Origin of the sequence: Sulfurovum sp., assembly GCA_026990595.1 — a bacterium.
Lineage (GTDB): Bacteria > Campylobacterota > Campylobacteria > Campylobacterales > Sulfurovaceae > Sulfurovum.
Map to the genome: position 1 here is coordinate 1 of JALXCZ010000046.1, position 22,876 is coordinate 22,876.

Below are 22,876 nucleotides of genomic sequence, written 5' to 3' on the forward strand. Positions count from 1 at the left end.
CTCCGTCAAAGTGTATGGCAACGGCTATTTTGGCTCTGGTAAAACGTACACGTGCGGGCATACGCTTGACATCTATGTTCCATGAGCGTAACGTTTTTGCTACTTCATCTGCTACAAGGATGTTCCAATCTTCTTCCCTGTAAAGTTTACATTCTGCACCGGTATTCCCACATGTTCTGCCCTCATGCCCTGCCTGAATGACTACAGAGACAGGCTTGGTTGTACTCCAGTAGAGGATGAATACCATGAGGAGGAGGATGAGCAGGGCAAAGAAGGTTGCGGGTTTGTTTTTGATGTTCATAGGTAGGATTATAGCGAAAGAGTTTGACATATTTATTTTAATGTAGTATTATACATATAATTATATATAAAATAATAAGGATATAAGATGGTGGCATACACAAGAGATGAGATTATCTCCGCGACAGATTTGGCTCGTAATGTTTCTGGTACGCTTAGTAGTATTACAAAAAATATAAAAGATAAAGTAGCTATTTCGAAAAACAATAAGCTTGAAGCAGTTATTATAGACATAGAAGAGTATGAACGTCTAAAAGAAGCCTATGAACTTATGGAACATATAGAGATAGCGAAGATGGTGGAAGAGAGAAAAGACTCTAAGACTATTGATTTTGAAACATTGTTAGAAAAAGAAGGTATTTCATACGATGAACTATAAGCTGAAAGTCAAGGAAGAGGTAGAAAAAGATTTATCTAAACTTTCGACTACTCAGAAGATGCTTGTACTTAAACAGTTCAAAAAACTCCAAACCTCACCAGAGTTAGGGCAATTACTTGGTAACAAAAGTGGCTACAACCTAAGTGGATGTAGAAAAATGTATGTAGATAAAAAGAAAGTACGTATTGTCTATAGTATTTTAGAAGAGATTATTACTGTTGAGGTGATTGCTGTGGGGAAGAGGGATGATATGGCTGTTTATGAGAAGGCTGGGGAGAGGAGATGAATTTGGATAAAGAAAAATTAATTTCAGAAATAGAAGAGACATTCAAGAATGTAAAATTAGAAGATGGTATTGGAATATTTGAAGCTGAAGAATTGGATGCTTGTAGTAGTGATAAAAAACTAAAGCAAGCTAAAGAAAAAGATAGGTCTTGGTGGAGAGATTGGCATTATATAGAAGATAAACATTTAGCATATTACACTTCACCAATGTGTTTTATGGATTCTCAAGGTATAAAATGGGCATTACCAGCTTATATGATTTTTTCTTTGAAAAATTATGATAAAAGTTATTTTTCTATAGACACAACAATTTATGCAATTGAACGTGGAGCAATAGGTAAGGATAAAAAAGATTTCTATACATTAGGACAAAAAAGAGTCATCGCCAAGTTTTTAGTGTTTATGGTTGAGGTAGGTGAAGATTTTGTTGATACTGATTCTGCAAAGATGGCATTAGACAAAGAGTGGAGTAAGTATCTTTAAATAAAAGGTGCGTTAGCAAACGCACCCTACGACTACTTCTGCAACAACTCCGCCGCTTCCTTAGCATGATACGTAATAATAATATCCGCTCCCGCACGTTTAAACCCTAGCAATGTTTCCATCATCACAGCATCATAGTCTATAACCCCTGCTTTGGCAGCCATTTTGAGCATGGAGTATTCGCCACTAACGTTGTAGACTGCCAGTGGTAGGGTAGTGTTGTTTCGTACGTCACGGATGACATCCATGTAGGCTAGGGCTGGTTTGACCATGAGGATGTCTGCACCCTCTGCTTCATCGCTCACGGATTCGGCTATGGCTTCGTTGCGGTTGGCTGGGTTCATTTGGTAGCTTTTTCTGTCGCCTTTTCCAGGACTGCTTTCTGCTACATCACGGAAAGGTCCGTAGTAGGCTGAAGCAAACTTGGTAGAGTAGCTCATGACGGGGAGGTTTTCAAATCCTGCAGCATCAAGTCCACCTCTGATGGCTTGTATCATACCATCCATCATACCAGATGGAGCAATCATATCTACCCCCGCTTTGGCATGGACGATGGCCTGTTTGGCTAGGTTGTCCAGGGTGATGTCATTGTCTACAGTTTCTAACACAGGGTCTATGACACCACAGTGACCGTGGTCTGTGTATTCACAAAAACAGAGGTCTGTGGTGACAAACATATCTGGGTGCGCTGCTTTTACCTTACGTACTGTCTGGGCAATGATGCCGTGTTCGCACATCGCATCGCTTCCGACAGAGTCTTTGACATTGGGGATACCAAAGAGAATAATGGACTTGATGCCAAGTGCTTTAAGTGTGTCACACTCTTTGACGATCTCGTCGATGCTCATTTGGTAGACACCGGGCATAGAGGCTACTTCGTCTTTGATGCCCGTACCACTTCTGGCAAAAAGAGGGTAGATGAAGTCATGGACACTCAAATGGGTCTCCTGAAGCAGGTCACGTAACACAGGGTTGATTCTTTTTCTTCTAAATCTAGCAAACATATTTTAACCTTCGCAAATAAATTAGGTTATTTTACACTAAATATTAATTGTTAATTATTAATTATTAATTGTTTCTGTATAATCCTGCTATGAATAACATAGAAATATCACAAATCGCTACTTTACCAACGAAACATGGTACCTTTAAGATACAGGCATTTAAGCAGGATGATAAAGAGCATTTGGCTATTTTTACCGATAATTTCCAAGAAATAGAAGCTCCCATTGTGCGTGTACACTCTGAGTGTCTTACCGGTGATGCCATAGGTTCTGTCAAATGTGACTGTGGAGAGCAACTGGACTTTGCGTTGGAACGTATAGCTCTTGATGGTGGACTTGTGATCTACCACAGACAAGAGGGTAGAAACATCGGTCTGCTGAACAAAGTCAATGCCTATGCCCTGCAGGATGAAGGACTTGATACCGTAGCAGCAAATCATCAGCTTGGGTTTAAAGCAGATGAGCGTACCTATGAAATAGTAGAGTATATTTTGCATCATTTAGGGGTTAAAAAGTTGAAACTGTTGACAAACAACCCTGCAAAGATAGAAAGCCTTTCAGATATAGAGATTGTAGAGCGTTTGCCTATTCAGATCACGCCAAATCCTTATAATGAAGCCTATTTGAAAGTAAAGAAAGAGCAATTAGGACACTTGCTTTGAATGAGGAGTAGGGAGTGAAGAGTGAGGAGCTGAAGAGAAGATTGGCAGCTGAAAATATTATTTTGAGTCATGAGATTATCATGAAGTTGGAGAGGTTTGCAGCACTTCTGCACGAGTGGAATCAGATACACAACCTTACCGGGGCAAAAAATATAGAGGCGATCTATGACAACATCATTGACTCACTCTATCCTTTAACCTTTATAGAAAAACCAAAAACACTGTTAGATGTAGGCACTGGTGCCGGGTTTCCGGGGCTTGTGCTGGCTATTGCCTTGCCGCAAACAGAAGTGGTACTGGCAGAACCTCTGAAAAAACGTGTCTCATTTTTAAAATATGCAGCTATAGATCTGGAGCTTTCAAATGTAAGTGTAGAGGCAAAAAGAGTAGAAAAAGTAGAGCATGTACCTTTTGAACTCATCTCTTCCCGTGCGGTGACCAATACCAGACTGCTGCTTGAGTTGACAGAGAATATCTCCAATGAACAAACAGCCTATCTTTTCTATAAAGGCTCGCGTGTTTTTGATGAAGTAGCCGATGTACAACATCAGTTAGATTATGATATAGTACAGAAAAATCAACGAAATTATTTATATATTAAAGGTAAGGTATGATCTTAAAACTTATTATTTTTGCTTTTGTAGGATTGATGATCTACAAGTTTCTTGGTGGAAAACTGCCAACCATAGGTAAAAGTTCCGAAGAAAAAAAGTTAGATGAAGATACACTGGTAGAATGTGAAAAATGTGGTACTTATGTCACAGTCAAAGAGAGTATTATGATGCATGGAAAGTACTACTGTTCCAAAGAATGTTTAGATTAAAAGTGAATAAGGAGTAACTATGATTATCATTGGTCATCCGTGGATTGAAAGTCCCAAATTCTATAAGGTGTTCTCTTTGGAAGATATTAAGAAAAGTAAAGCAGAAAATATTGTGCTGCTTGAGCCTTTAGTTGATTCGCATGTGCTTGCCAAGTATTGTAAAGAAAATGGGATTCCTTTTGCCGCAACGGTCAATACACTGCAAGAAGCGATCTTTTCCAATGCTCTAGGTGCATCTTACATGGTATGTGAAGAAGATGATGCATTGATCATCCAGCCTATTGCTCAGGAGTATCTGTTCGATACACGTATATTGGCTCTGATCCACGAAGAAAAAGAGATAACAAAGATCGCACGTTCGGGCATAGACGGAGTGATTTTCCCAGAGGCGATCTGTTAAATTTTCATGTTAGGTGAATTTCAAAGATACAAGATCACTTACAGTCTTATAGGGCTTAATATTTTTGTTTATCTTCTTTCCTCTTTTTTAAGCCGTGATATGATGAATATGGATATGCGGGTGCTTGTAGAGCTGGGTGCATTGTACGGTCCGTTAACTGTATTAAAAGAACAGTGGTGGAGACTTTTTACGGCGATGTTCCTGCACGGAGGTATGACCCATATACTGATGAATATGGTATCACTCTATATCATAGGACGTGGTGCAGAGATGTACTTTGATACGAAATCCTATCTAAGCATCTATCTTTTTTCCGGTCTTCTTGGGGGTGTAGTATCGCTTTATATGCATCCGGCAACGGTAGGTATTGGAGCTTCGGGAGCTATTTTTGGTGTCTTTGGTGCTTTGGCAGGATTTTTTCTGGCACACAGAGAGAGAATAGGAGAGCATACCAAAGCCTTTATGAAAGAGTTTGCAATTATTATAGGGATCAACCTTGTCATAGGTTTTTCTATTGAATCAGTGGATGTCAGTGCACATATTGGGGGTCTTTTTATTGGGTTTATCGGTGGATATATCCTTTCTAAAGATCCAAAATGGGTCTGGACATACAGTGTTGCGATGGTATTTTTGATCTTTATAATGATGAGTTATCTACCCGGTTATTATGCACAGAAATCATTTTAAACTTTTGCTTTTTGTTTTCTTTTTTTCGGGTTGTACAGTCACTCCGGTGCATGTTTCCCAAAATAGAATAGATCACTTGTCCATTGAGCTGCGTTCGCTTGATGATGCCATTCCTCCCAAAGAAGCCAAAGCGCTTTCCGAAGATATTTTTCATGAGACAGCTGAACTTACGAAAGAATTTAAGCTGACCTCTCCTCCCTGGTTTCATAATTTTTTAGTCAATATCGGACTGAGAGAAAAAGGGCTTTGTTACCAGTGGAGTGACGCGCTTTATATACATTTTTTAAAAAAGCACTATCCGCATTTTTCATTTCATTTGGGCGGAGCCAATATAGGAGAGTATTTTTTTGAGCACAATGTTCTGGTGGTTACAGGGAAAGGTGGAAAGTTTGAAGAAGGGATCGTGATAGATCCCTGGAGAGATTCCGGAAAACTCTATTTTTCAAAGCTCAAAGATGACACCAAGTATAAATGGAAACACAGAGCAAATAGGGAGTTTTGTCAAAATGGTAAATAAATTTTGTCAATTAGCTCTTCATATTCATCTTTCGCATCAGAATCAATAGTAATGCCTCCACCACTTTTGTAAAGAAGTTCATTATTTTTTTTCTCAATAAAACGTATCATCACCCCCGAACGTAGACTCTCCCCGTCAAATACGCCAAAGACTCCGGTGTAAAACCCTCTGTTGTAGTTTTCTACACGGTTGATGATATTGACAGTACTTTTTTTCGGTGTCCCTGTGATGGAGCCTGCCGGAGTGAGTTGATCAAGCAGTATGCCTATGGTGTCTCTCCAGTTTGTCTGAAGTCTGGCAGTGATCTTTGAACTTACCTGTAGCAACTCTTTTTTACCGGCTTTGATCTTGTCCACATAACGGAATTTCTCTACTTTAATATCCTCTCCTATGATACCAAGATCGTTACGCATAAGGTCAACGATCATTACATGTTCTGCCATCTCCTTTTCGTTGCTTAAAATATGCTCTTTTGCATGGGGAAGATCCGCATCAATAGTACCTTTCATAGGATAGGTCGCTATTGTGTTTCCTTGAATGTTTACAAAACGCTCAGGAGAGAAGCAGATGAACTTCCCTTTGAAATAGAGCTTAAATTTGGCTCTTGCATAAGTAAAGATCTCCTCAAGGCTGAAGTTGCTCTCTACAGGAGTCTTGAATGTCAAGTTGAGAAGATAGGTATTGCCTGAACGTATATCTTCGAGTATCTCTTCCATGGCACTTTTGTAAGTAGAAAAATCTACGGGGCTTTTGGAAAATGTAAAATCTTTCTCTCTTTTTTTGACAGGGTAGTTTCGCCAATCTTCTAATTTATAGAAAATGTCATTGTCCAGATGGGCTAAAGGTTGTGCGAAGATCTTGGTCTTGTCGTAGGAGACAATGAAGAGAAAAGGGGTGCGTGATTGACCAAGTTGGTCAATCTCTTCAAAACCATTTTTTTTATTGAACCAACACATCTATTTTCCTGTAGGTCGGGGTGCCCTCACCCTCGACGGTTTAAATTAAATCAAAAACAGAAGCTTTTTTCTTATGCAAGTTGATGTCGGGGTGAGGGCACCCCGACCTACGGTTATGCATCCAGCAATAATAATTTCAAAATAGCCATACGCATAAAGACACCGTTTTTGACCTGCGTCAAAACTTTACAGCGGGGATCTTCGAGCATCTCATCAGAGATGTCTATGTTTCTCATTACCGGTCCCGGGTGCAGAAGCAGGATGTCTCTGTCCTGCATGCGCTTTTTGGTGATGCAGTACTGTCTGGCATAATCCTCATAATTTTCAAAAAGTTCTGTCTCATGACGTTCAAGTTGGGCACGCAGGCTCATAATGACATCTACTTTGTCCATAACGTTTTCCAGTTTCTCATACTGAGGGAGATCACTTTGAGGCATGAATTGTTTGGGTGCAACAAGGATGACATGCATTCCCATACGCTTCATGAGTCTGATACCGGAACTGGCTACGCGTGAACTAACAATATCCCCCACAATAGCAATGGTCTTTCCTTTGACATCTCCAAAGTGCTCCACCATGGTAAAAAGATCAAGCAGGGCCTGAGTGGGATGTGCATAATTTCCTGCACCTGCGTTGATGACAGGTGTGGTTTGCATATCAGCAAGAATTTGCGGTGTTTCATTTTGAGCATGTCTGACGATGACTCCGTCAGGTTCCATGGCACACAAGTTTGCGAATGTATCTTTCAGACTCTCTCCTTTTTTAGTAGAAGAACGGCTTGGGTCAAGGTGTACTACGGCAGCTCCAAGTCTTTTGGCTGCTACTTCAAAAGAACTTCTTGTTCGCGTAGAAGCTTCAAAGAAAAGAGTGATGAGAAGTTTGTCTCTGAGCAGTTTAGGCGGGCATTGTGTTTTAAAGTTTTTAGCATCGCTTAAAAGTTGTTCGATTTGAGCATCAGAAAAGTTATTGGTGTCTACGAGGTGTTGCATGGATATCCTTGAAGAGTGATTATGTGATTATAGCAGATGGGTGGTAAAGGTTGAGATAAATTTATCTAAGCCCTCCTCAACACTCCACCACTTAGGAAACACAGCATCATAATAGGGCTTTGTTGTTTGAGTAAAATTCTCTTTGTCTTCATACAAATTCACACACCAGTCAAAGTCAACATCAAATGTTCTTAATGCCAAAATAGATAAAAGAGTGTCATTGATGCATCCAAGTCTACTTGGAGTGACCAATAGTGTTTTTGCATTGAGCTCTTTAATAAGGTTGATCATCATGTACTCTTTGGTAATGGGAACCATGAGTCCGCCTGCACCCTCTATTAAAAGGATGTCACACAGCTTTGAGAGCTCTTCATGTTTGTCCATGATATGTTGAAGGTTGATGGTTTTGTCAATATCGGCACAAAATGGAGCAGCCGGCAGTTTAAAAGTGTAGGCTGTAATATCCTGTGGTGTAAGATTTTCAAAATGCGTGTTGACCTTCCGACAAGCTTCGAGGAGTATAGTTGCATCAGGAGCAGTACTGGTTACACCGGTTTCAATGGGTTTAAAGACACCGATCGAGTAACCTCTGTCTGCCAATGCTTCTATGAGCTTAAGTGTAGTATGGGTTTTACCGATATTGGTATCTGTGGCAGTGATAAAAAGTGATGGCATTCACAATTCCTTTACAGTTTTTGATATAATTATAGTGAAATAGAAAAATGATTATACTATAGTAGATATTTTAAGGATATGAATTGCCAAAGTTTGAAGAAGAGTTAGACGTAGAACTGGAGATAGCTGAGCCGCAGATGTTCAGAGTGGTGTTGCATAACGATGACTATACCAGTATGGATTTTGTTGTAGAGGTACTCACAACGATCTTTCATAAAAGTGAACCTGAAGCTGTACAGATCATGCTTCAGATCCATGAGAAAGAGAGAGCAGTGTGTGGGGTTTACAGTTTTGAGATCGCTCAAACAAAAGCAGAGCAGGTGAAACAGCTCGCAAAGAAAAATGAATTTCCGTTATTGGCAACAATAGAGGAAGATGCGTAAAAGGATAATAGATGATAAGTGTAGCATTAAACGATGTATTTAAAAATGCTGTAATGTATGCAAAGGAGAATAGACATGAATATCTGACGGTAGAGCATGTATTTTTGTCTATTGTAAGAAGCCAGCCGGGTGTGGAGATACTCTCCACGCTGGATGCAAATCTGGAGATATTGGAAGAAGGGATCATTGAGCATATCAATAAGACCATCCCTTCTCTCAAAGAGGCAGTAGAGCCGTTTGAGACCGTAGCACTCTCACGGGCTATTAACGATATGATGACCCATATTCACAGTTCAGGTCGTACAGAAGCCAGTATAGGTGATATGATCGCAGCGATCTTCATGCAGGAGCACTCGTATGCGGTCTACCTCATGAAAAAAGAGGGACTCAGCAGAGTAGATATTTTAGAAGTGATCTCTCATCGTAATCTGCCTAAAGAGGGAATGCCAAAAGAGGGTGAAGAGAAAAAAGACGAAACGCTTCTTGACCAGTTCACTATGGAGTTGGTAGCCCTTGCAAAGACTGGAAAGATCGACCCGGTAGTCGGACGTATAGATGAAATAGAACGTGTGATGCAGACACTCTGCCGCCGAAAGAAGAACAACCCTCTGCTCGTGGGTGAACCTGGAGTAGGTAAAACTGCCATTGCTGAGGGGTTGGCACTGAAGATTTCCGAGGGTGAAGTACCTGATATTTTAAAAGACTCAAAAGTTTTTGCTTTAGATATGGGGGCATTGGTGGCAGGAACGAAATACAGAGGTGATTTTGAGAAGCGTCTTAAGGGGATCATTTCTGAACTGAGCCGAATGGATGATGCTATCTTGTTCATAGATGAGATACATACGATGGTAGGTGCAGGTGCTACAAGCGGAGGAAGCATGGATGCCTCCAATCTGCTTAAACCGGCACTTGCTCGCGGTGATCTTAAGTGTATCGGTGCAACGACCTATCAGGAGTTTAGAAACTTTTTTGATAAAGACAAGGCACTCAGCCGTAGATTTGCGAAGATCGATGTGGAAGAACCGAGTATTGAAGATACCTTTACCATTTTAAAGGGCGTGCAGCATAAGTATGAGGATTACCATAACATTAATTTTACTGATGCAGCATTGCAGTCAGCTATAGACCTTTCCGTGAAATACCTGCATGACAGATTTCTACCGGATAAGGCGATGGATATCATCGATGAGGTAGGGGCGCACTTTATGCTTAGAGGGCAAGAGGGTGTGAGAGTGAAGCCAAGAGATATTGAAGAGAGTGTGGCAAAGATCATGAAACTTCCTTCAACTGTTATAGGGACAGATGATACGAAAAAACTTAAAACACTTGAAAAAGATCTGGCATCACATATCATCGGACAGGATGAGGCTATTAAAGCTTTGACAACAGCAATAAAACGCTCCTATGCAGGGCTCAATGCGAGAGATAGACCTATAGGTTCTTTTCTCTTCGTGGGACCTACCGGTGTAGGAAAAACAGCTTTGGCAACACAACTTGCCCAAACAATGCATGTACATTTTGAGCGTTTGGATATGAGTGAATATATGGAAGCACATACCATCAGCCGTCTGGTCGGTGCACCTCCGGGATATGTCGGGTATGAACAGGGTGGACTGCTGACCGAGATGATCAAAAAGCATCCGCATACCGTACTGCTGCTTGACGAGATAGAAAAAGCACACCCTGATATTATGAACATTCTGCTTCAGGTGATGGATGGGGCGAAGTTGACAGATAACAACGGTGTCGTGAGTGACTTTAAGAATGTTGTTCTCATTATGACCTCCAATATCGGGACCAAAGAGGCGAATGTGATGGGCTTCAACAAAGATAACTCTATGAAAACGGACAAAGCACTCAAAGCATTCTTCTCTCCGGAGTTCAGGAACCGTTTGAGTGCAACAATTGAGTTCAATAGATTGAATCTGGATGCACTTATTGAAATTGTAGATAGAGAACTGGACAAATTAAATGCATTACTCAAGTCTAAAAAAGTAAAAGTCAAACTCAGCAAAAAAGCTAAAGAGTACTTGGCAAATGAAGGCTATGATGAGCGTTACGGAGCAAGACATATTGCCCGTGTCATAGATGAGAAGATCAAAGAGGCTCTGACTGATGAAATACTCTTTGGAAAATTGAAAAAAGGCGGCTTTGTTAAAGTAGGCTTTAAAAATGAAAAATTAGATTTTACATTTGAAAGAAAAAGGTAAAATATTGGGTTCTATGTTTGATGAGGAGGAGTACTTTATTCCTCCTTTAAGTCATTATTCTTATATTTTTCCAAATCCACGTGATGCCTCAGATGAAGGGCTTTTGGCGTATGGGGGTGATCTCTCTTCTTCCAGACTCCTCACAGCGTACCGCAACGGGATCTTTCCCTGGTATGCGGAAGGAGATCCTATTTTATGGTGGTCTCCCGATCCGAGACTGTTGCTTTATCCTGAAAATTTCAAAGTCAGAAAATCATTTGCAAGAGTGCTGCGCAGCGGTAAATTTACAGTAACTTTCGACAAACATTTTTCTGAAGTGATCTCTTTGTGTGCTACTGTACCAAGAGAAGGACAGAGTAGTTCCTGGATATTGCCCCAGATGCAGGAAGCGTATATCCGTCTGCATGAAGAAGGATTTGCACACAGTGTGGAAGTACATAAAGAGGGGAAACTTGTAGGAGGGCTTTACGGTTTGGCCATGGGAAAAGCCTTTTTTGGAGAGTCGATGTTCTCTTTGGTCAGTGATGCTTCAAAAGTAGCCTTTAAAGCACTAAGTGATGTTTTAGGAGATAGAGGTTATGATTTTATAGATTGCCAGATGAAAACTGATCATATGGTGGGATTGGGTGCACAGACAGTTGCAAGGGATATTTTCCTTGATGCACTGCACAAAGCATTACAAAAGCCCAGTGATCTGGGGTATTGGCATGATTTTAACTGGGAATATAAAGACCCTGTACACGAAGGAAAAAAAGATGGTAAATAGAGATATAAACTTCTCTTTATGGTTGGATTTTGTAGAGAGAGACTATTTGAAAAACGCGTTTTCGGCATGGGTCGAAAAAGGTATTATTAACGGTGCAACCAGCAACCCATCTATTTTTGCTTCGGCAATCACTACTTCACCTGCCTATCAAGAACAGTTAGCCTCGCTCAAAGGGAAAAGTCCCAAAGAGAAATATGAAGCATTGGCAATTGATGATATACGTACAGCTGCACAGGCACTTAGAGAGAGTTACGATGAAGGGAATGACGGATATATTTCAATAGAAGTAGATCCATTTTTGTCAAATGATACACAAGGAACGATCGAAGAAGGGAAAAGACTTTTTGCAGCCATAGATGAACCTAATGTCATGATCAAGGTACCTGCTACCAATGCTGGATATGCAGCGATGACAGAATTGCTTGCCATAGGAATATCGGTGAATGCAACACTTATTTTTTCTCCGGATCAGGCAAAACGTTGTCTAAAAGCAATGAAAGAGGGAATCGATACTTTCTCGAATGAGGGAGGTTGTCGGGTTGAAGCAGTTATCTCTGTATTTGTCAGCCGTTTTGACAGACTTTTGGATCCTGATTTGGAAAAAGAAGGTATCGAAGTTGCCAAAACCGGTATCTATAATGCTGCTAAAATTTACAATCTCATCGAAAAGAACCATACACCCTCTGTACGAACACTTTTTGCCAGTACAGGAGTCAAAGGTGATAACCTGCCTACAGATTATTACATAAGGGAACTTTTGGCACCACACTCTGTCAATACGGCACCATTGGCAACGATTGAAGCATACATAGCAAAAAAAGAAACTGCGCCGAAATTACCTATAGAAGATGATGTGATAAACGGATATTTTACCAAATTGGCGGATAACGGATTTGATATGGATGAAGTCTATGCAACTTTATTGAAAGACGGACTTGAAGCATTTGAAAAAGCATTTGAAGAGATGCTTGACAGTCTCAAGTAAAATATATTTAAAGAGGAAGTGCCATGGAAGAAAAACTCAAACTCTATCTAAGAAGTATGATCAGTAATCAGGGAAGTGACCTTCATATTAAGTCTAGTTCTCAGGTGAGAGTGCGTATTCATGGTATTCTGAAAGTTTTGGGAAAAGATATTCTGAGTGCTGATATGGTAGACAAACTTGCCCAGGAGATCACAACAGATGAGCAGTATGAAAGACTGAAAAATGACAGAAACCTGGATTTTTCATATGTTTTAGATGCCCAGAACCGATTCCGTGTGAATTTCTTTTATCAGATGGATGGGTTAAGTGCAGTTTTCCGTATCATTCCCGTAAAGATACTGACACTCGATGAGTTGAATCTTCCGGAGGTCATTAAAACATTTACCGATATCCAGCGTGGACTTGTCCTTGTAACCGGTGTTACCGGATCGGGTAAGTCAACTACACTCGCGGCTATATTGGACAAGATAAACAGAGAGACAAAAAAGCATATTATTACTATTGAAGACCCTATAGAATTCATACATAAAGACAGAGGATGTCTGATCAATCAGCGTGCTATCGGGCAGGATACACACTCCTTCTCTGATGCGCTTAGAGCTGCATTGAGAGAAGACCCGGACATCATCCTGGTTGGAGAGATGAGGGATCTGGAAACCATCGATATTGCACTGCATGCTGCGAATACAGGTCACCTTGTATTCTCAACCCTGCATACACTGGATGCAAAAGAGACCATAGACAGGATCGTCGGTATGTTCTCCAAAGAAGAGCAGACCCGTATCAGGAGTTCACTGGCTTCTGTCCTTGAAGGAGTAGTTTCACAAAGGCTTGTACCTACAAAGCAGGGAGGAAGAACAGCTGCGATCGAAATATTGAAGAAGACAGCAAGGATTGAACAGCTTATTATGGAAGACCGTGACTATGAGATACCCGATGCCCTCTTTGAAGGTAAAGAGATCTATGGTACGCAGACATTCGATCAGGCACTTCTAGATCTTCTTCGTGAAAGAAGGATCACAGAAGAAGTGACCCTTGAATATGCAACAAACCCATCAGATATGAAACTGAAAATGGAAGGGGTAGGGAAAGGTGCCATTGTTGATGAATATGCAGATGAAAGAGAAGTGGAAGTATTTGAATTTAAAGAGGAAGAAGATTAAATTAAACTTTTTTCGGTATAATCCGCATCTATTTTAAATTTAAGGACAAAATATGTTAGAAGGTATCGTTAGAGAGAGTATCGGAAAGACTACTGCAAAGAAGCTTAGAAGAGATGGTTATCTAACTGCGAATTTATATGCAAATGGTGTTGAAAACATTCAAGCTGCGTTCAAGCGTGGTGAATTTGTAAGAGCAGTTAGAAATAAAGAGAACCTTGCATTCCCTGTAAAAGTGGGTGATAAAGAGTTGAATGTTGTCATTCAAGAATATCAACTGCACCCGGTTCACGGTGAAGTAGTACATGTTGACTTAAGAGTAACTGTACCAGGTCAAGTAACAGATTTCTTAGTACCGGTTGTTACACACGGAACACCGATTGGTCTTAAGAACAAAGGTGTACTTGTTATCTCTAAAAAAAGAGTAAAAGTGAGAGGGGCTATTGAAAATATGCCTGCAAAATTTGATCTTAATGTTGAACCGCTTGAGAGAGATGACTCTATTCTTGTAAGAGATGTGGAAGTACCGGCAAATTGTAAAATGATGGATAGACCGGATGTTGCAGTTTGTGGTGTGATCAAATCTAAATAATCTATGTTGTAAAAGCAGAATTGTGACACTTTTCGTAGGTCTAGGTAATCCGGGATCACAGTACGAAAATACACGGCACAATATCGGCTTCAAGGTCATTGACAAACTTGTTGATGATCTTGGAGCCAGAGACATCTCCAAAACTTCTTTTCAAGGTAAGCTTTACCGCTCTGCCAATTCACTTTTTTTAAAACCTACTACATTTATGAATCTTTCGGGTAAAAGTCTGCAGACAGTAAAAAACTTTTTCAAAATAGAGTTGGAAAATATTATTGTGATCCATGATGATATTGACCTGCCGTTTGGTGCAGTGCGTTTTAAAAAAGGCGGTGGTCATGGCGGACATAACGGACTCAGATCCATTGATAGCCATATTACCAAAGAGTATTTGCGTGTAAGGGTAGGGGTTGGGAAACCTGAACATAAAAGCCAAGTATCCGATTATGTACTGCATGATTTCAATGATGAAGAGAAAAAGGTACTACAGAGGCTGATTGAACATGTTGTAAAGGCATGCAAGGCATTACTTCAGGAAGAGTTGAATGAGGTACGATCCAAGTACAGTTTAAAGTCCATTGAAGGACTGAATGTATGAGTCTTTTTTCTCCCTCATTGCATTTCAGGTACCTCTCAAAACTTTATATAAAGAATTTACTGGCAATTTTATTTGGACTCTCTTTTGCTTTTGCTGCCATTGACTACTTTCAACATGTACAACAGTTGGATGTCGCAGGAAACTACAAGATACTCTATATCTTCTATATGTGGCAGGAGGCATTGGGGTTACTTTATCCCTTAGCTATTGTATTTGCGTTGATCATGACAAAACTCTCTTTGGTCAAAAATAATACGATGGGTGCATTGCATGCTTTCGGATATAACAAAAAAAGGCTTTTCCTTCCTTTTATGGCAGTAGCTTTTGTTACCTATGCTCTCTTCACTTTTTTGCATACAACAGAATTTTCCTATGCGAAAGACAAAGCTTCTTTTTTATTGAAAAATGAGCTTGGTGCCTATGATGTGAAAGATCTTTTTTTTAAATATAATGATACTTTTGTCTATATTAAAAATCTTGATCCTGTAGAAAAAAAGATAGAAGATATCACTATTTTTAAAGTAGAGGGGTATCAGATACGTTATACGATCCATGCACCTGTTGCATTCTTTGACGGGGAAGAGTGGGATGCAAGAGATGCTACACTGAAAACGCATATCTATAAAAACGGTGAATTGGAAAAATACAGAGTTGAGCATAAAAAAAGTATCAAAACACTCAAAGGGTATAAACCAAAGATCATAGAGTCACTTTACGAAGGGAAGGCACTGAATATTGAGGATGCATTCAATACCTGGAGACTACTTGAGAAACAGCATCTTAATTCAGACAAGATCCGTGCTGTATTCTATGATAAGGTCATTGTTCCTCTTTTTGCTCTGGCACTTCTGTTGATACTCTTTTTTAAACTTCCTTTTCATGCCAGGATGATGAATTTCGGAAGTATTATTGCACTCTCTTTGGGAGCAACATTTGTTATATGGGGTATTTTGTTTGGCTTGAATCAGATAGGATCCAATGGCGTATTAGCTCCTGAACTTACTGCAATCCTGCCTATTATTCTTTTATGGTTTTATGCAATATATGTCTATGTGACAGATGAAAAAAGTATTGTTTAAAACCGCTACTCAGGCTTCTTTTTTCGCTAAGGCACCCTTTAATCAACTTTTAGCTAAAATCACCCTAAAATAGATATGACTATAAATTAGGATTTTATAAATGGAAATTGACACTAAAGCATTGGCAAAGAAATACGGTACGCCATTGTATATGTATGATTTTGACTATATTGAAAACAGATATACAACACTGAAAGATGCCTTTGCAGGTAAAAAATCAATCATTAACTATGCAGTAAAAGCAAACTCAAACCTCTCAGTGATTGCACATCTTGCCAAACTGGGGGCCGGAGCAGACTGTGTGAGTATAGGTGAAGTCAGACGTGCTTTGGATGCAGGCATAGATAAGTATAAGATCATTTTTTCCGGTGTGGGAAAGCGTGATGATGAGATTCGTGAAGCGCTGCAAAAAGATATTTTGATGCTGAACCTTGAGAGTGAAGCAGAAATGAAGCGTGTAGAGTTGGTAGCGCTTGAGTTAGGGAAAGAAGCACGTATCTCTATTCGTGTCAATCCGAATATTGATCCGCAAACACATCCGTATATCTCTACAGGTTTGCATGAGAATAAATTTGGTGTTGAGATAGATATGGCAAAACGTATGTATATTTATGCGAATAAGTCAGAATATCTCAATCCTGTGGGTATTCATTTCCATATTGGATCACAACTCACGAAACTTTCTCCTATTCGTGAAGCTGCCATGATCGTAGCTGATCTGGTACGTTCTCTTAAAGCGATCAAGATCGATATCAAATTTTTTGATGTGGGTGGCGGTATTGGTGTAGTGTATGATGATGAAGTGACCATCTCTGCAACAGACTATACGCAGGTGATCTTTGAAGCAACCAAAGGACTTGATCTGACATTACTATGTGAACCGGGACGCTATATGGTTGCCAATGCAGGGGCATTTTTTACTAAAGTCCTCTATGAGAAGAACAATGGCGGTAAACGTTTTGTTATCGTTGATGGTGGTATGAATGACTTGATCCGCCCAAGTTTGTATAATGCGTATCATAAGATAGAGGCTGTGGGTGTAGAAGGTGAAAAAACACCTGCAGATGTAGTGGGGCCAGTCTGTGAAAGCGGTGACTTCTTCGGAAAAAATGTGCCGTTGCCTCCGCTGGAGCATAATGATATTATCGTGGTGCATTCTGCAGGTGCCTATGGATTTACTATGGCAAGTAACTACAATACCCGTGCAAAACCGGCAGAAGTAGCGCTGCAAAACGGAAAAGACAGATTAATACGTAAACGTGAAACCTATGAGGATCAAGTACGTTTAGAACTTGAATATTTAGAAAAGTAAAAATAAAGGCTGCAAGATGACTTTAGATGCATTAAGAGAGAAGATAGATCATATTGATGATACACTGCTCAAGCTTTATAATGAACGCATGGAATTGGTACATCAGGTAGGTGAATTGAAAAATACAACCGGTGCACCGATCTATCGCCCTGAAAGGGAACAGGCTATTCTTAACCGTCTTAAAAGTCAAAACAGCGGTAAATTAACCCCTAGTGCCATTGATGCACTTTTTTTAGAACTTTTTGCCGTAGCAAGGAACCTTGAGTTGCCTGAAGCAGTAGCCTATCTTGGACCAGAGGCCAGTTTTACACATCAGGCAGCGGAGAAGAAGTTTGGTGCTATGAGTCGTTATTTGCCTGTTAGCTCGATCAGAGGTATTTTTAGAGAAGTACAAAAAGGCACAGCAAAATTCGGTGTTATACCGATTGAGAATTCTTCCAACGGTATTGTCAGTGATACGATCAACTGTTTGGATGAATATGATTTGAAGATCATTGCCGAAGTGATGATAGATGTACATCTCAGTTTTGCTACCTTGGTAGAAGACGTTAAACATATCACAAAAATATATTCAAAAGATATTGCTTTTGGTCAGTGTAGGAATTTTTTACAGGATCTTGGACTCGATGAAATCGAACTAATACCCGTAGAATCTACTGCAAAAGCGGCCAAATTGGCACTGGAAGATGAAACTGCAGCAGCGCTTTGTCCTTCTGTTGCCGCAAAACTCTATAATCTTCCCATTCTATTTGAAGATGTAGAGGATAATACCAATAACAGAACACGCTTTTTCATTATTTCAGATTTTAAAAATGTACCTTCAGGAAACGATAAAACGTCACTGCTTGTAAGATTACCTGACAAACCCGGATCTTTGGTAGAGTTTTTAAATGATTTTGAAAGAGTACATATTAACCTGACAAAGATCAAATCGCATATTGTTGAGGGAGAGTCTATTTTCTTTATAGAGTTTGACGGGCATCAAAATGATGAAAAGATAAAATCTATTTTAGAAAAACATCAAGAGTCTGTCAAAGTGCTCGGTTCGTATGTAAAAGAGACAGATGATGTATAAAGATAATGCAGAGTATTGTCTTTTGATAACACCAATAAGGTAAAAAGAAATGAAGTTTAACAAAGTACTTGAAAATATAAAGACCTATGAAGCGGGTAAGCCTATAGAGTTGGTTGTGCGTGAATTTGGGATTGCTCCTGAAGAGGTGGTGAAACTGGCTTCCAATGAAAATCCTATAGGGACAAGTCCTGCAGTCAAACAGACGATCATAGAGAATGCTGACAGAGCACATCTTTATCCGGATGACAGTATGTTCGAACTCAAAGCTGTACTCTCTGAAAAATATGATGTACATGATGACAATATTATTATCGGTGCAGGATCAGACCAGGTATTAGAGTTTATCTCCCGCTCACTGCTTAATGAGAATGAATCTGTATTGATGTCAGCAGTGACATTTGCAATGTATGAGATCTATGCCAAGCAGATGGGAGCAAAGATCTACAAAACAGCTAGCTATGAACATAAATATAATGAGTTTATGGAAGCTTACAAAATGTACAGACCGAAGATCATTTATATCTGTACTCCGAACAATCCTACTGGGGATGCAACCAGTAAAGCCGAAGTAATGAAGATTATTGGATCCATAGATAAAGAAACATTGATCGTGGTGGATGGTGCCTATATGGAGTATGCTGCAGCCAAAGATAAAAAATATGCTATCACTCCTAAGGATATACTGGGATATGAAAATGTCATTTATCTTGGTACCTTTTCCAAAGCTTATGGTTTGGGAGGTATGCGTGTTGGGTATGGTATTGCACAAGCTGGACTTATACATGAACTGTATAAAATGAGACCACCCTTTAATATCTCTACACTCTCTCTTGCGGCAGCGATTGCTGCCTCTAAAGATGATGTGTTTGTAGAAGAGTCAATTGCTTTGCATCAGGAGCAGATCAAGCGTTATGAATTGTTTGCGAAAGAGAATGGATTGGTATATATAGAGAGTTATACCAATTTCATTACCTATCTGTTTGATGAGAAGATGGATTCAAGCAAGATGGCAGATGCACTGCTTAGACGGGGTGTGATCATCCGTGATCTTGCTTCTTACGGAATGAATGCAATACGTATAACTATCGGTACAGCAAAACAGAATGATACATTCTTTAGACATTTTTCGGAGGTTATCTCTTGAGAAAAATAGAAGTAGTCAAGGCAAATGAAGTAGAAGTAAAACCTTTTATTTTGGATGATTTTAACCAAAACAAAGCCAAAAGCAGTACTATGGAAAAAGTAAGTAAAAAAGAGCTCAAATCCTTAGCTAAAAAGTTAGGTCTTGACTACGATGATAAGCAGATAGCGTTTGCAAAAAAACTGATAACAGCATATGTATCGGCACAGAGATAAAGAAAAGAAAATGGATATAAAAGCATACTCAGTAGAAGAACTTAGCACATTGGCCGAAAATATCAGACAAAAAATATTGGAAACTGTGAGTAAAAATGGTGGACACTTGAGTTCAACGATGGGTGCCACTGATCTTATTGTTGCGATGCATAAAGTATTTGATGCAGGTAAGGATCCTTTTATTTTCGATGTAAGTCACCAGTCCTATGCACATAAACTCCTGACAGAGAGATGGGATGATTTTGATACTTTACGTCAGTTTGGCGGGATCTCAGGGTATACAAAACCAAGTGAATCTCCGTATGACTATTATGTAGCCGGGCACAGTTCGACTTCCATCTCATTGGCTGTGGGTGCAGCAAAAGCTATAGCGCTAAAAGGAGAAGATAGGATTCCTATTGCTTTCATAGGAGATGGGAGTATGAGTGCAGGGATGGTATATGAGGCACTCAATGAGCTGGGAGACAGAAAGTACCCTGTGATCATTATTCTTAATGATAATGAAATGAGTATTGCCAAACCGATCGGAGCCATTTCCAAACTGCTTTCCCAGACTATGGCAAGTCCGTTTTATCAAAAGTTTAAAACGAAAGTGGAAAAGGTTGTAGATATGATGCCCGAGGGTACAAGCTATATAGCCAAACGACTTGAAGAGTCATTTAAACTGATCACACCGGGTATTCTTTTTGAAGAGATGGGTATTGAGTATATTGGTCCGGTAGACGGGCATAATATCGAAGCTTTAATTGAGACTATGGAAGTAGCAAAATCGCTTAGAAAACCGGTGATCATACATGCACAAACGACAAAAGGCAAAGGGTATGAGATCGCTGAAGGGACAAAAGAACATTGGCATGGGGTAAGTGCTTTTGACTTAAAAACAGGAGAAACTCCCAAGAAAACAGGTGCAAAATCAGCCACAGCTATTTTTTCGGAAACACTTGTAGCACTTGCAGATGCAGATGAAAAAGTGGTGGGTGTCACTGCTGCCATGCCAAGCGGCACAGGCATGAGTGCAGTGATAGAGAAATATCCCGAACGTTTTTGGGATGTGGCCATAGCAGAACAGCATGCAGTTGCTTCCATGGGACCGCTCGCCAAAGAGGGATTCAAGCCTTTCTGTACGATTTACTCGACTTTCCTGCAACGTGGATATGATCAGGTGATCCATGATATCTGTCTCATGGACTTAGGTGTGGCTTTTGCGATGGATAGAGCAGGGATCGTTGGTGAAGATGGAGAGACACACCAAGGTGTTTTTGATATCTCTTTTTTACGGGCTATCCCCAATATGACACTTTTGGCTCCTTATAATGAAACAAGCATGAAAAAAGTGATGGTATTTTCCAAAGGGTATGACCATCCGTGTGCTTTCAGATATCCAAGAGGTGCATTTATAGCCGAAGATGCTGATGTGCCTGATTATGAATTGGGGGAATCCCATCTTTTAAAAGAGGGGAATAATATACTTTTTATTGGATATGGTAACGGTGTGGGTAGAGCCAAGCAGGTATCTGAGCTTGTCAAAGCTGATATTGCTATGTTAGATCTGCGTTTTGTAAAACCGTTAGATGAAAAGATGCTGATTGATCTAAGTAAAAAGTATAAAAAGTGGTTTATATTCTCAGATTCTGTAAAACAAGGTGGTGTAGGCTCAGCAATACTTGAATTTTTAAGCCAAAAACAGATAAAAGATATTTCATTAACTACTTTTGAGTATGATGATGCCTTTATTACCCATGGCAATACGAAGAAGGTGGAAGAGAGTTTGGGGTTACTTCCTGAGCAATTGGCAAAAAAGATAGTGTAGGAGCAGACCTACGTGTCCGCCCTTTGAAGTTGAAGGGTAAACATACAGGTTTACCCCTACGAATTGGATTTAAAAAAATACCTTGAGAGATATTTTTTTAAGTTCAGTGACAGTGAACAAATTCTAAAAAAATTCTTTTATTGGAGTATTCTGAGCCTAAGGCAAAGCTTCAGTGAAATGAATTGAAAGATTGGCCTTGCCAATTTTCAAGAAGAAGGAGCATGAATGAACGAATACATTTTTACAAGTGAATCGGTAACCGAAGGTCATCCGGATAAAATGGCTGATCAGATCTCTGATGCTGTATTAGATTATATCATTGCAAGAGATCCGCAGGCCAGAGTGGCTTGTGAGACGTTATTGAGTAATGGTTTTTGTGTTATTGCAGGAGAACTGAAAACAACCGCATATGCACCTATGCAAGAGATTGCAAGAGAGGTAGTAAGAGAGATCGGCTATACCGATGCAAGTTATGGTTTTGATTATAGAAGCGCCGGCGTACTTAACGGTATAGGTGAACAGAGTCCAGATATCAATCAGGGTGTGGATCAGGCTTCAGGAGAGATAGGTGCTGGTGATCAGGGATTGATGTTCGGATATGCGTGTAAAGAGACACCTGAATTGATGCCTTTACCGATCTCTCTGGCTCATAAGATCACAGCTAAACTTGCCCAAGTACGTAAGAATGGTACGGTACCCTTTCTTCGCCCGGATGGAAAAGCACAGGTCTCTGTAAAATATGTAGATGGTAAACCCGTAGCGATCGATACGATCGTTGTTTCCACACAGCATCATCCGGAAGTAAGCTTGGAACAGGTACAAAAAGCAGTACTTGAAGAGGTGATCAAAGCGGTGATCCCGGCAGAATTAATGAGTGATGATATTACGTATCACATCAATCCTACAGGGCGTTTCGTGATCGGTGGACCGCAAGGTGATGCAGGACTTACCGGACGCAAGATCATTGTTGATACCTATGGTGGTTCATGCCCTCATGGAGGAGGTGCTTTCTCAGGAAAAGATCCAACCAAAGTAGACCGTTCAGCAGCATATGCCGCAAGATATGTAGCAAAGAATCTTGTAGCTTCGGGTGTATGTGAAAAGGCAACCCTTCAGATCGCTTACGCGATTGGTGTGGCTGAGCCGGTCTCTATCTATGTAGATACCCATGGAACAGCTGCTGTTGATGAAGATAGAATTACTCAATGTGTAGAAGCACTTTTTGATCTGACACCAAAGGGGATCATGGAAGAGTTGGATCTGTTAAGACCGATCTACCGTAAGACAGCAGCTTATGGACACTTTGGTAGAGAAGATGCTGATTTCACTTGGGAACAATTGAACAAGGTTGATGAGATTAAAGCCTATTTCGGCATATAATTAAAGAATAATT

Annotated in this window: 28 protein-coding genes; 23 read left to right on the forward strand and 5 right to left on the reverse strand. The window is 40.0% G+C overall.

Annotated elements, in window-relative coordinates; translation table 11 throughout:
* The coding region (locus tag MVE01_RS08670) for a hypothetical protein (RefSeq protein ID WP_472561788.1) at positions 1 to 301 on the reverse strand (301 nt) is incomplete at its 3' end.
* Positions 302 to 388: 87 nt separating this feature from the next.
* Between MVE01_RS08670 and MVE01_RS08675 the strand changes: the two genes are divergently transcribed.
* The 3 genes from MVE01_RS08675 to MVE01_RS08685 are packed head-to-tail and all read left to right on the forward strand — an operon-like array spanning position 389 to position 1,447.
* On the forward strand, positions 389 to 679 hold the full coding sequence (locus MVE01_RS08675; protein ID WP_472561789.1) for a prevent-host-death protein: 291 nt from the start codon (positions 389 to 391) through the stop codon (positions 677 to 679).
* Positions 669 to 965: a type II toxin-antitoxin system RelE family toxin gene (locus MVE01_RS08680; RefSeq protein WP_472561790.1), complete on the forward strand. Its 297-nt coding sequence runs from the start codon at positions 669 to 671 to the stop codon at positions 963 to 965. The genes MVE01_RS08675 and MVE01_RS08680 overlap by 11 nt, the downstream gene beginning before the upstream one ends.
* 2 nt (positions 966 to 967) lie before the next feature.
* Positions 968 to 1,447, forward strand: coding sequence for a DUF6714 family protein (locus tag MVE01_RS08685; protein ID WP_472561791.1), 480 nt, complete (start codon positions 968 to 970; stop codon positions 1,445 to 1,447).
* A gap of 32 nt (positions 1,448 to 1,479) precedes the next feature.
* On the opposite strand, the gene hemB is transcribed toward MVE01_RS08685, so the two are convergent.
* The gene (hemB, locus tag MVE01_RS08690) at positions 1,480 to 2,451 is read right to left on the reverse strand and encodes a porphobilinogen synthase (protein WP_472561792.1); all 972 of its coding nucleotides are present in this window, start codon (positions 2,449 to 2,451) and stop codon (positions 1,480 to 1,482) included.
* 89 nt (positions 2,452 to 2,540) lie between these two features.
* Between hemB and ribA the strand changes: the two genes are divergently transcribed.
* The 6 genes from ribA (at position 2,541) to MVE01_RS08720 (ending at position 5,540) form a co-directional block, all read left to right on the forward strand.
* Complete coding sequence (gene ribA / locus MVE01_RS08695) at positions 2,541 to 3,113, forward strand: GTP cyclohydrolase II (protein WP_472561793.1); 573 nt, start codon at positions 2,541 to 2,543, stop codon at positions 3,111 to 3,113.
* Positions 3,114 to 3,127: 14 nt separating this feature from the next.
* Positions 3,128 to 3,727: a 16S rRNA (guanine(527)-N(7))-methyltransferase RsmG gene (gene rsmG / locus MVE01_RS08700; protein WP_472561794.1), complete on the forward strand. Its 600-nt coding sequence runs from the start codon at positions 3,128 to 3,130 to the stop codon at positions 3,725 to 3,727.
* The gene (locus MVE01_RS08705; RefSeq protein WP_472561795.1) at positions 3,724 to 3,936 is read left to right on the forward strand and encodes a PP0621 family protein; all 213 of its coding nucleotides are present in this window, start codon (positions 3,724 to 3,726) and stop codon (positions 3,934 to 3,936) included. The genes rsmG and MVE01_RS08705 overlap by 4 nt, the downstream gene beginning before the upstream one ends.
* A gap of 19 nt (positions 3,937 to 3,955) precedes the next feature.
* Complete coding sequence (locus MVE01_RS08710; RefSeq protein WP_472561796.1) at positions 3,956 to 4,336, forward strand: hypothetical protein; 381 nt, start codon at positions 3,956 to 3,958, stop codon at positions 4,334 to 4,336.
* A gap of 6 nt (positions 4,337 to 4,342) precedes the next feature.
* Positions 4,343 to 5,023, forward strand: a complete 681-nt coding sequence (locus tag MVE01_RS08715) for a rhomboid family intramembrane serine protease (RefSeq protein ID WP_472561797.1) — start codon at positions 4,343 to 4,345, stop codon at positions 5,021 to 5,023.
* 76 nt (positions 5,024 to 5,099) lie between these two features.
* A complete protein-coding gene (locus MVE01_RS08720; protein ID WP_472561798.1) occupies positions 5,100 to 5,540 on the forward strand; it encodes a hypothetical protein in 441 nt (146 codons plus the stop codon).
* Here the strand turns inward: MVE01_RS08720 and MVE01_RS08725 are convergent.
* From MVE01_RS08725 to bioD, 3 genes are all read right to left on the reverse strand, one after another.
* Entirely contained in the window at positions 5,525 to 6,496 is a 972-nt protein-coding gene (locus MVE01_RS08725; protein ID WP_472561799.1) for an aminodeoxychorismate synthase component I, read from the reverse strand. The genes MVE01_RS08720 and MVE01_RS08725 overlap by 16 nt on opposite strands.
* 113 nt (positions 6,497 to 6,609) lie before the next feature.
* Positions 6,610 to 7,485, reverse strand: a complete 876-nt coding sequence (locus tag MVE01_RS08730) for an aspartate carbamoyltransferase catalytic subunit (protein WP_472561800.1) — start codon at positions 7,483 to 7,485, stop codon at positions 6,610 to 6,612.
* Between the two features lie 27 nt (positions 7,486 to 7,512).
* Positions 7,513 to 8,160 carry a dethiobiotin synthase gene (bioD, locus tag MVE01_RS08735; protein ID WP_472561801.1) on the reverse strand — a complete coding sequence of 216 codons (648 nt, stop codon included), beginning with the start codon at positions 8,158 to 8,160 and terminating at the stop codon, positions 7,513 to 7,515.
* 83 nt (positions 8,161 to 8,243) lie between these two features.
* Between bioD and MVE01_RS08740 the strand changes: the two genes are divergently transcribed.
* The 14 genes from MVE01_RS08740 (at position 8,244) to metK (ending at position 22,863) form a co-directional block, all read left to right on the forward strand.
* Positions 8,244 to 8,543 carry an ATP-dependent Clp protease adaptor ClpS gene (locus MVE01_RS08740; protein ID WP_472561802.1) on the forward strand — a complete coding sequence of 100 codons (300 nt, stop codon included), beginning with the start codon at positions 8,244 to 8,246 and terminating at the stop codon, positions 8,541 to 8,543.
* 11 nt (positions 8,544 to 8,554) lie between these two features.
* Complete coding sequence (clpA, locus tag MVE01_RS08745) at positions 8,555 to 10,753, forward strand: ATP-dependent Clp protease ATP-binding subunit ClpA (RefSeq protein ID WP_472561803.1); 2,199 nt, start codon at positions 8,555 to 8,557, stop codon at positions 10,751 to 10,753.
* Between the two features lie 4 nt (positions 10,754 to 10,757).
* Complete coding sequence (aat, locus tag MVE01_RS08750) at positions 10,758 to 11,519, forward strand: leucyl/phenylalanyl-tRNA--protein transferase (RefSeq protein WP_472561804.1); 762 nt, start codon at positions 10,758 to 10,760, stop codon at positions 11,517 to 11,519.
* On the forward strand, positions 11,509 to 12,504 hold the full coding sequence (locus tag MVE01_RS08755) for a transaldolase (protein ID WP_472561805.1): 996 nt from the start codon (positions 11,509 to 11,511) through the stop codon (positions 12,502 to 12,504). Before aat ends, MVE01_RS08755 begins: the two co-directional genes overlap by 11 nt.
* Positions 12,505 to 12,527: 23 nt before the next feature.
* A complete protein-coding gene (locus tag MVE01_RS08760) occupies positions 12,528 to 13,667 on the forward strand; it encodes a type IV pilus twitching motility protein PilT (RefSeq protein WP_472561806.1) in 1,140 nt (379 codons plus the stop codon).
* Between the two features lie 52 nt (positions 13,668 to 13,719).
* Complete coding sequence (locus MVE01_RS08765; RefSeq protein ID WP_472561807.1) at positions 13,720 to 14,256, forward strand: 50S ribosomal protein L25/general stress protein Ctc; 537 nt, start codon at positions 13,720 to 13,722, stop codon at positions 14,254 to 14,256.
* Between the two features lie 22 nt (positions 14,257 to 14,278).
* On the forward strand, positions 14,279 to 14,851 hold the full coding sequence (gene pth, locus MVE01_RS08770) for an aminoacyl-tRNA hydrolase (protein ID WP_472561808.1): 573 nt from the start codon (positions 14,279 to 14,281) through the stop codon (positions 14,849 to 14,851).
* The gene (locus tag MVE01_RS08775; RefSeq protein ID WP_472561809.1) at positions 14,848 to 15,930 is read left to right on the forward strand and encodes an LptF/LptG family permease; all 1,083 of its coding nucleotides are present in this window, start codon (positions 14,848 to 14,850) and stop codon (positions 15,928 to 15,930) included. The genes pth and MVE01_RS08775 overlap by 4 nt, the downstream gene beginning before the upstream one ends.
* A 100-nt stretch (positions 15,931 to 16,030) precedes the next feature.
* On the forward strand, positions 16,031 to 17,242 hold the full coding sequence (lysA, locus tag MVE01_RS08780) for a diaminopimelate decarboxylase (RefSeq protein ID WP_472561810.1): 1,212 nt from the start codon (positions 16,031 to 16,033) through the stop codon (positions 17,240 to 17,242).
* Between the two features lie 16 nt (positions 17,243 to 17,258).
* Entirely contained in the window at positions 17,259 to 18,317 is a 1,059-nt protein-coding gene (pheA, locus tag MVE01_RS08785; RefSeq protein ID WP_472561811.1) for a chorismate mutase, read from the forward strand.
* A gap of 49 nt (positions 18,318 to 18,366) precedes the next feature.
* Positions 18,367 to 19,461, forward strand: a complete 1,095-nt coding sequence (gene hisC, locus MVE01_RS08790) for a histidinol-phosphate transaminase (protein ID WP_472561812.1) — start codon at positions 18,367 to 18,369, stop codon at positions 19,459 to 19,461.
* Positions 19,458 to 19,673: a hypothetical protein gene (locus MVE01_RS08795; RefSeq protein ID WP_472561813.1), complete on the forward strand. Its 216-nt coding sequence runs from the start codon at positions 19,458 to 19,460 to the stop codon at positions 19,671 to 19,673. Before hisC ends, MVE01_RS08795 begins: the two co-directional genes overlap by 4 nt.
* Positions 19,674 to 19,683: 10 nt before the next feature.
* Positions 19,684 to 21,483 carry a 1-deoxy-D-xylulose-5-phosphate synthase gene (gene dxs / locus MVE01_RS08800; RefSeq protein ID WP_472561814.1) on the forward strand — a complete coding sequence of 600 codons (1,800 nt, stop codon included), beginning with the start codon at positions 19,684 to 19,686 and terminating at the stop codon, positions 21,481 to 21,483.
* 225 nt (positions 21,484 to 21,708) lie between these two features.
* The gene (metK, locus tag MVE01_RS08805; RefSeq protein WP_472561815.1) at positions 21,709 to 22,863 is read left to right on the forward strand and encodes a methionine adenosyltransferase; all 1,155 of its coding nucleotides are present in this window, start codon (positions 21,709 to 21,711) and stop codon (positions 22,861 to 22,863) included.
* Positions 22,864 to 22,876: the final 13 nt, after the last annotated feature.

Coding starts and splice junctions, on each gene's coding strand:
- ribA (WP_472561793.1), top strand. CDS start 2,541: ATGAATAACATAGAAATATCACAAATCGCTACTTTACCAACGAAACAT.
- hisC (WP_472561812.1), top strand. CDS start 18,367: ATGAAGTTTAACAAAGTACTTGAAAATATAAAGACCTATGAAGCGGGT.
- dxs (WP_472561814.1), top strand. CDS start 19,684: ATGGATATAAAAGCATACTCAGTAGAAGAACTTAGCACATTGGCCGAA.
- MVE01_RS08755 (WP_472561805.1), top strand. CDS start 11,509: ATGGTAAATAGAGATATAAACTTCTCTTTATGGTTGGATTTTGTAGAG.
- MVE01_RS08760 (WP_472561806.1), top strand. CDS start 12,528: ATGGAAGAAAAACTCAAACTCTATCTAAGAAGTATGATCAGTAATCAG.
- lysA (WP_472561810.1), top strand. CDS start 16,031: ATGGAAATTGACACTAAAGCATTGGCAAAGAAATACGGTACGCCATTG.
- bioD (WP_472561801.1), bottom strand. CDS start 8,160: ATGCCATCACTTTTTATCACTGCCACAGATACCAATATCGGTAAAACC.
- pheA (WP_472561811.1), top strand. CDS start 17,259: ATGACTTTAGATGCATTAAGAGAGAAGATAGATCATATTGATGATACA.
- MVE01_RS08675 (WP_472561789.1), top strand. CDS start 389: ATGGTGGCATACACAAGAGATGAGATTATCTCCGCGACAGATTTGGCT.
- clpA (WP_472561803.1), top strand. CDS start 8,555: ATGATAAGTGTAGCATTAAACGATGTATTTAAAAATGCTGTAATGTAT.
- MVE01_RS08705 (WP_472561795.1), top strand. CDS start 3,724: ATGATCTTAAAACTTATTATTTTTGCTTTTGTAGGATTGATGATCTAC.
- MVE01_RS08725 (WP_472561799.1), bottom strand. CDS start 6,496: ATGTGTTGGTTCAATAAAAAAAATGGTTTTGAAGAGATTGACCAACTT.
- MVE01_RS08680 (WP_472561790.1), top strand. CDS start 669: ATGAACTATAAGCTGAAAGTCAAGGAAGAGGTAGAAAAAGATTTATCT.
- MVE01_RS08775 (WP_472561809.1), top strand. CDS start 14,848: ATGAGTCTTTTTTCTCCCTCATTGCATTTCAGGTACCTCTCAAAACTT.
- metK (WP_472561815.1), top strand. CDS start 21,709: ATGAACGAATACATTTTTACAAGTGAATCGGTAACCGAAGGTCATCCG.
- hemB (WP_472561792.1), bottom strand. CDS start 2,451: ATGTTTGCTAGATTTAGAAGAAAAAGAATCAACCCTGTGTTACGTGAC.
- MVE01_RS08710 (WP_472561796.1), top strand. CDS start 3,956: ATGATTATCATTGGTCATCCGTGGATTGAAAGTCCCAAATTCTATAAG.
- MVE01_RS08730 (WP_472561800.1), bottom strand. CDS start 7,485: ATGCAACACCTCGTAGACACCAATAACTTTTCTGATGCTCAAATCGAA.
- MVE01_RS08715 (WP_472561797.1), top strand. CDS start 4,343: ATGTTAGGTGAATTTCAAAGATACAAGATCACTTACAGTCTTATAGGG.
- MVE01_RS08765 (WP_472561807.1), top strand. CDS start 13,720: ATGTTAGAAGGTATCGTTAGAGAGAGTATCGGAAAGACTACTGCAAAG.